General features: G+C 74.7%; 4 protein-coding genes. 2 read left to right on the forward strand and 2 right to left on the reverse strand.

All coding sequences use genetic code 11. The features are described from left to right. Positions 1 to 70: 70 nt before the first annotated feature. Together L1885_RS21435 and L1885_RS21440 are read right to left on the reverse strand one after the other, a co-directional pair. Positions 71 to 1,717 (reverse strand): MGH1-like glycoside hydrolase domain-containing protein, encoded by a 1,647-nt coding sequence (locus L1885_RS21435; protein ID WP_235798796.1) that lies wholly within the window; start codon positions 1,715 to 1,717, stop codon positions 71 to 73. Between the two features lie 305 nt (positions 1,718 to 2,022). After that, on the reverse strand, positions 2,023 to 2,802 hold the full coding sequence (locus L1885_RS21440; RefSeq protein ID WP_235798797.1) for an SAM-dependent methyltransferase: 780 nt from the start codon (positions 2,800 to 2,802) through the stop codon (positions 2,023 to 2,025). A 455-nt stretch (positions 2,803 to 3,257) separates the two neighbouring features. Here L1885_RS21440 and L1885_RS21445 point away from each other — a divergent pair, with 455 nt between their 5' ends. Together L1885_RS21445 and L1885_RS21450 are read left to right on the forward strand one after the other, a co-directional pair. After that, positions 3,258 to 5,393, forward strand: a complete 2,136-nt coding sequence (locus tag L1885_RS21445; RefSeq protein ID WP_235798798.1) for a SpoIIE family protein phosphatase — start codon at positions 3,258 to 3,260, stop codon at positions 5,391 to 5,393. 98 nt (positions 5,394 to 5,491) lie between these two features. After that, positions 5,492 to 6,245, forward strand: a 754-nt coding sequence (locus L1885_RS21450; RefSeq protein ID WP_235798799.1) for a YdcF family protein, incomplete at its 3' end; no start/stop codon positions are given.

A 6,245-nucleotide genomic window follows, 5' to 3' on the forward strand; every position in this document is an offset into this window, starting at 1 on the left:
CGCGGGCGGGTGCGGGACTGCCCCGCCCGGCCGGCCCGCCCCCGTGCTCGCGGCCCGGCCGGGGGCCGCGTCAGGCGGACGTGAGCGAGATGCGGACGGTGTGGTGCCCCGTCGAGCCCGCCGGCAGCGCGGGGGTGCGGGCGCGCCTGCCGTCGATCACGCACTCGCGCACCCGCCCGCCCGACCCGCTCAGCTCGATGTCGAGCGTCATGTCCCGGTACGGCAGGCCGCGCAGGGCGACACGTCCCCAGCCCCGCGGCAGCGAGGGCGCGAAGCGGGGGCCGTCCGCCGTAGGACGCAGGCCGAACAGGCCGTGGTGGACGAGGCGCAGGTAGCCGGTGGCGGACCAGGCCTGGTCGGGCTGGGAGTCGAAGTGGCTCTGCGTCCCGCTTCCGTCGCTCTGCCAGCCGCCGTCCGGCTTGCCCGTCACGGAGTCGTACAGCTCGTAGAAGTTGCCCTTCGTGCCCTGCACGAGGCCGGCGAGGCCGGTGAGGGCACGTGCGAACAGGTCGCTCCTGCCGCCCTGCGCGGCCGCGTGCCCGAACAGCGAGTGCACCATCGGCCACACCATCACGTTGTGCCGGCCGGGGCGTTCGTCGCTGAAGCGCGGGAAGTGCGGCCAGACGTTGACGATGCCGTGCGGCTGCCAGTGGGCCCGGTCGAGCAGCAGCCGTGTCCTGCGCGCGTCGGCCACCCCGAACAGCACGGCGAGCGCGAGGCCGGCGCCCTCCTGCGAGGTGTCGAGCCGGCCCGCCTGCCCGTCGTCCCCGTGCAGCAGGTATCCGTACGTGCCCGCGTCCTCGCGCCACAGGTGGCGGTCGATCGCGGCGCGCAGGGAGGCGGCCGACCTCCGGTGCGCGGCGGCGTCCGCGGCGCGGCCGAGGGCGCCGGCCATGCCGTCGAGCGCCTGGTGGGCGCCGTGGTAGAGGCAGTTGGTCGAGAGCACCATGAGTTCGTCCGTGCCCGGGTAGTCGAGCACGAAGCTCGACTTGACGCCCGGGGCCCACGGCGGCGCGGGATAGCCGGCGATGCCGTCGTTCATGTACCCGGGCCCCCGGAATAGGCCCGTGGAGGCGTTGAAGTTCTTCGCGGTGCGCAGGTCGAGCGTGCGCGTGGCGACGCCGTACGCGGTGGCGAGGAAGTCGTGGTCCCCGGTGACGAGGTAGTGGTTCCAGGCGCCGACGATCCACACGACCTGGTCCCACCACTGGTTGTCCTGCTGGACGACCGGTGCCCCGTCGCTCGCGCCGGGATCGACGACGGACCACAGCGTGTTCCGGCCGACGGCGGGACCGAGGAGGCTGACCGCGCTCCACGCGTTGATGGCGGCGTCACGTGTCCACCGCTGGGGCTCCGGGTACCCGCCGCCGGCCCGCACCAGCGTGCCCGGCGGGTAACTGACGAGGTGGGCCTTGTCGTAGGTGTCCGGCACGGCGTACGTGGTGTTGATGCCGACGACATCGGTGAGCGCCGACTCGTACAGCGCCTCGAGACCGTCGTGCGGGCCCGGCGTGTCGAACGTGAGCGTCGGCAGGTCGTACACGACGCGGCGCGCGGCGGACGGTTCGGCGGCCGCGGCCGGGGTCGCGCCACCCGCGGACACGAGGCCCGCGGACCCCGCCACGGCGGCGCCGGCGGCCAGGAAGCCGCGCCTCGACGTGCCGCCCCGGACCTCTCTCAGGTGTGACCCCATGTCCGAGTTCATGTCCGAATCCATGTCCGACTCCCGACCTCGACAACGATGTCTGAACGAGCGTTCGGAACCTAGGCAGGGCGCGCGCCACTGTCAATAGGGCACCTGCGTTGGCGACTTGAGATCGGGAACGCGACGGCACGGGCACGTCGGCACGGAATCGCCCGTCCGCCCGGCGCGAACCGCAGCCGCAGTGCGGCGCGGCGTGCGGCGGAGTGGCGGGGTGGCGCGTGCGGCCCCGGGCGTGGTGGTGGGGCGCGGCGGGGGACCCGGTGCGGGACCCGTGCGGTGGTGGTGCCGGGCCCTCGGGGCGTTCTCGTGGGGCCGGGTCAGCGCACGCGGGCCACGCCAGCGTAGATCGTCGCGTCCTCGGGCTCGGGGACGTCCGTGCCGCGGTGCCACAGCGGAGCGGTCACGAGTCCCGGCTCGACGAGGTCGAGCCCGTCGAAGAACCGCTCGACGCCCGCCCGGGTGCGGAAGGCGAGCCGGATGCCCGCCTCGGCGTACTGGGCCGTGATCCGCGCGGCGCGCTCGGGCCGCAGGTCGGACGAGGCGTTCGACAGGGCGAGATAGCTGCCCGCGGGCAGCGCGTCGACGAGCGTGCGCACGATCCCGTAGGCCTCCTCGTCCGGCACGAAGTGCATCAGCGCGATCAGCGACAGGGCCACGGGGCGCTCGAAGTCCAGGATGCGGCGCGCGTGTTCGACGATGAACGCGGGCTCGCGGACGTCCGCCTCGATGTAGTCCGTCGTGCCCTCGGGCGTGCTGATGAGCAGGGCCTCCGCGTGCCGCAGCACGATCGGGTCGTTGTCGGTGTAGACGATCCTGGCCGAGGGGATGATCTTCTGGACGACCTGGTGGAGGTTCGGCTCCGTCGGGATGCCCGTGCCGATGTCCAGGAACTGGTCGACGCCGCTCGCCGCAAGCCAGGAGGCGGCGCGGATCATGAACGCACGGTTCTGGCGCGCGGTGTCGCGCCCGTCGGGGGGAAGCCCGGCGCCGACCTTCCGGTCGACCTCGTAGTTGTCCTTGCCGCCGAGCAGCCAGTCGTAGACCCGTGCTGGATGGGGCTTGCTCGTGTCAACCTGACGCTTGGGGCCGTAGGTCACGATCTTCCTCCGCTTGTCGCCGGGGCACAGGCTAGCGCGGCCCGTGGACGGCGGGGACACCGACTCGGTCGGGAAGGGGTGTTGAGGCCCTGTCGGCCCGGTGGGCAGGGCCGACGCCGGTGGCGGACGGAGCGGCTGGTGGTGCCCGGAGCGGGCGGTGGCGCACGCGCCTGGTCCCCTGCGCCTGGTCGTACGCGTCCGGTCGTGCGGGCTCGTGGCCTTCCGGCCGTACGGAGAATCGCGCGCCCGGGCGGAGCCGGCCCACTGCCCGCCGGCGTCACCCGCGGTTCGCGGGCGGGCGTGCAGCGTGAGCGGGCGCCCGCCCCGACCCCCGGAGTGACCGGGCCGGAGCCGTCGCGCGGCGAGGATTAGTAATATGGGGCAATCGCGACTATTCGATTCGATCGACCTGTCGGGCGGAGACGCGAGCGAGCGGTGCGGGAGGCGGTCCCGGCGTGCGGGAGAACGACGACGGCGACAGGACGCGGGAGGCCGTGACGCGTCTCGACCTCGTCCTCGGCCGCGTCGCGCACGACGTCGACGCCCACATGGCGGTCACCTATCTCCAGGTGCCGGAGCAGCAGCTGCTCCAGATGACCACGGTCACCGGCGCGACCTGGAGGCTCGCCCGGCCGTGGGCCCGGGTGGCCCTCGCGGCGCCCGCGCCGGTGCCCGAGGCGGTGCGCACGAGGGTGTCGGTGTGGCTGCCCGACCAGCAGGCGCTGGCCCGCCGCTTTCCCCGCGCCGCCCTCGCCTTCCCGTACTCCGTGGCCATGTACGTCGTGCCGCTCGTGACGGGTGAGACCTGCTGGGGCGCGCTGATGCTCATGTGGCCCGGCAGCCACCGGGAACTCACGGCCGCGCAGCGGAAGCGCATCGGCCGGGCGGCCGACGAGATGGCCGAGCTGCTGCGGGACGCGGCCGCCCGGCAGGCACCCGTGCTCCCGAGGGACGAGCCGCTCGTGGTCGACCCGCCCCCGCCCCGGCACGCCGAACCCGCCGCGGCGCTGGTCGAGCGCCTTGCGGACGGCTACGTGGCCCTGGACCTGCGCGGCCGGGTCACCTTCCTCTCCGACCGGGCCGCGGCCATGCTCGGCCGCGGGCGCGCCGAGCTCCTGGGGACCGAGCTGTGGGACGCGCTCTCCTGGCTCGGTGACCCGGTCTACGAGAACGCGTTCGTCGCCGCGATCTTCAGCCGCAGGAGCACCGGCTTCACCGCCCGCCGGCCGGACGGCGCGTTCGTGTCGTTCCTCCTCCACCCGGACGACACCGGCGTCAGCGTGCGCCTCGGGCCGTCCGACTCTCCGGGGGACGCGGGGGAGGGCGCCGAGGACGTCGTCCCGTCCACCGCCCCCGCGCGGGCGGGCACGCTGTTCCACCTCCTGCACCTGGCCTCGGCGCTCACCGAGGCGGCCGGGGTGCGCGAGGTGGCGGTGTCGCTGATGGAGCAGATGAGGCCCGCCCTCGACGCCCAGGGGCTGGCCCTGCTGGTCGCCGAGGAGGGACGGCTGCGGGTCGTCGGCTCGCAGGGCTTTCCGCAGGCGATGCCCGACTACTTCGACAGCCTGCCGATGGCGAGCCGGACCGAGGGCATCAGGACGATGGAGACCGGCGTCGCGGGCTTCCACCCGACCAACGTCGAGCTGGTGCGGGACTTCCCCCAGCACCCCGTCTACGCGGGCATGGCGGCCTTCGCGTTCCTGCCGCTGACCGCCTCCGGCGGTACCTTCGGCTGCCTGGTCCTCGGGTACGACAAGCCGCGGTCGTTCGCGCAGGACGAGCGGGCCGAACTCACCTCGCTCGCCGGGATGATCGCGCAGGCGCTGGAACGGGCCCGCCTCTACGACGCCAACGCGCGGATCGCGCGCGGCCTGCAGGACGGGCTGCTGCCGCGCCACCTGCCGCACGTGCCCGGCCTCGAGGTCGTCGCCCGCTACCGGCCCGCCACGCACGCCCTCGAGGTGGGCGGCGACTTCTACGACTTGATCGACTTCGGCCCTGACGGCGCCGCGGCCGTGATCGGCGACGTGCAGGGCCACAACGTGCGGGCGGCCGCACTGATGGGCCAGATCCGCACCACCGTGCACAGCCACGCGCGGACCGGTGCCCCGCCGGAGGAGGTGCTCGTGCGCACCAACCGGCTGCTCCTGGAGCTGGACACGCCGCTGTTCTGCAGCTGCCTCTACGCGCACATCGACGTGTCCCGCCACCGCGTCGTCCTCGCCTCCGCGGGCCACCCGCCGCCGATCCTGCGTCACGCCTCGCACCGCACCGAGGTACTGGACCTGCCGCCGGGACTGCTCCTCGGCGTCCAGGAGGAGGCGCGGTTTCGGGCCGTGGAGGTGGAGCTGCCGCCGGGCGCCCTGCTCGCGTTCTACACCGACGGCCTGGTGGAGCGGCCCGGCATCGACGTGGGGCTGTCCATCGACCTCCTGGCCGACCAGTTCGCCGGGGCACGTGACGGGTCCCTCGACGCGCTCGCCGACTCCGTCCTCGGGCACGCGCAGGAGACGGTGGTCCCGCGCAGCAGCGACGACATCGCCCTGCTGCTGCTCCGCTGCGGCGCGGGCCCGGACACGGGCGGCACCTGACCGTCACCCCCGCGCACCGCGTGCCGCGGTGACCGCTCGCGCGTGCACCGAGCGACGCGGGCACCGCGCGGCGCGAGCCGGTGTCCTACAGTCGCGGCATGCAACGAGGCACCGGACTCGCGCTCACGGGAACCGCCGTCGCCGCCGCCGTGCTGTGGGGCGAATGGCTGAACCGGCGTTGGTCGCACGCGCTCGCCGGGGACTCCGGGGACTCCGGGGACTCCGGGGAGTCCGCAGATTCCTGGGCGGGTGGGGCGGCGGCGTCCGGCGCGAGGGGTGCGACCGTCGGCGATGCCGCGGGCGGCGGGTCCGGCCGCGCGACGGGCGACGGCGTCGACGCCGTCGTGGTGCTCGGGTACCGGAACCGGGGCCGGCGGGCGAACGCCGTCAACCGCTGGCGGGTGCGGGCCGCCGCCCGTTCGGTCCCGGCGGCCGCCGGGAGGCGTACGCGCGTGGTCCTCAGCGGCGGGGCGGTGGGCGGCGACGTTCCGGAGGCCCGTCTGATGGCCGACTGGGCCCGCTCGTCGGGCGCGTTCGACGCGTCGGGCGACGCGACCGTGGTCCTGGAGGAGGCGAGCCGGACGACGTGGGAGAACATCGCCAACGTGATCCCGCTGATCGAGGACGCCGACCGCATCAGGATCGTCTCGCAGCCTGCCCATGCGCTCAAGGCCCGCGCCTACCTGCGCCGGCAGCGACCCGACCTCGCCGGCCGGCTCGTGCGGGCCGAGGACTACCGGCCCGGCGAGTGGATGCTCGCCAAACCGCTGCTCGCCCTGTACGGGCTGTGGGCGCTGCGCCGCCTCGGGGCGCAGGAGCGGCGGCCCGGCGGCGGGCTGCCCGCCGGCGGCG

This window comes from Streptomyces fuscigenes (assembly GCF_021556455.1).
In the GTDB taxonomy this organism is placed as follows: Bacteria; Actinomycetota; Actinomycetes; order Streptomycetales; family Streptomycetaceae; genus Streptomyces; species Streptomyces fuscigenes.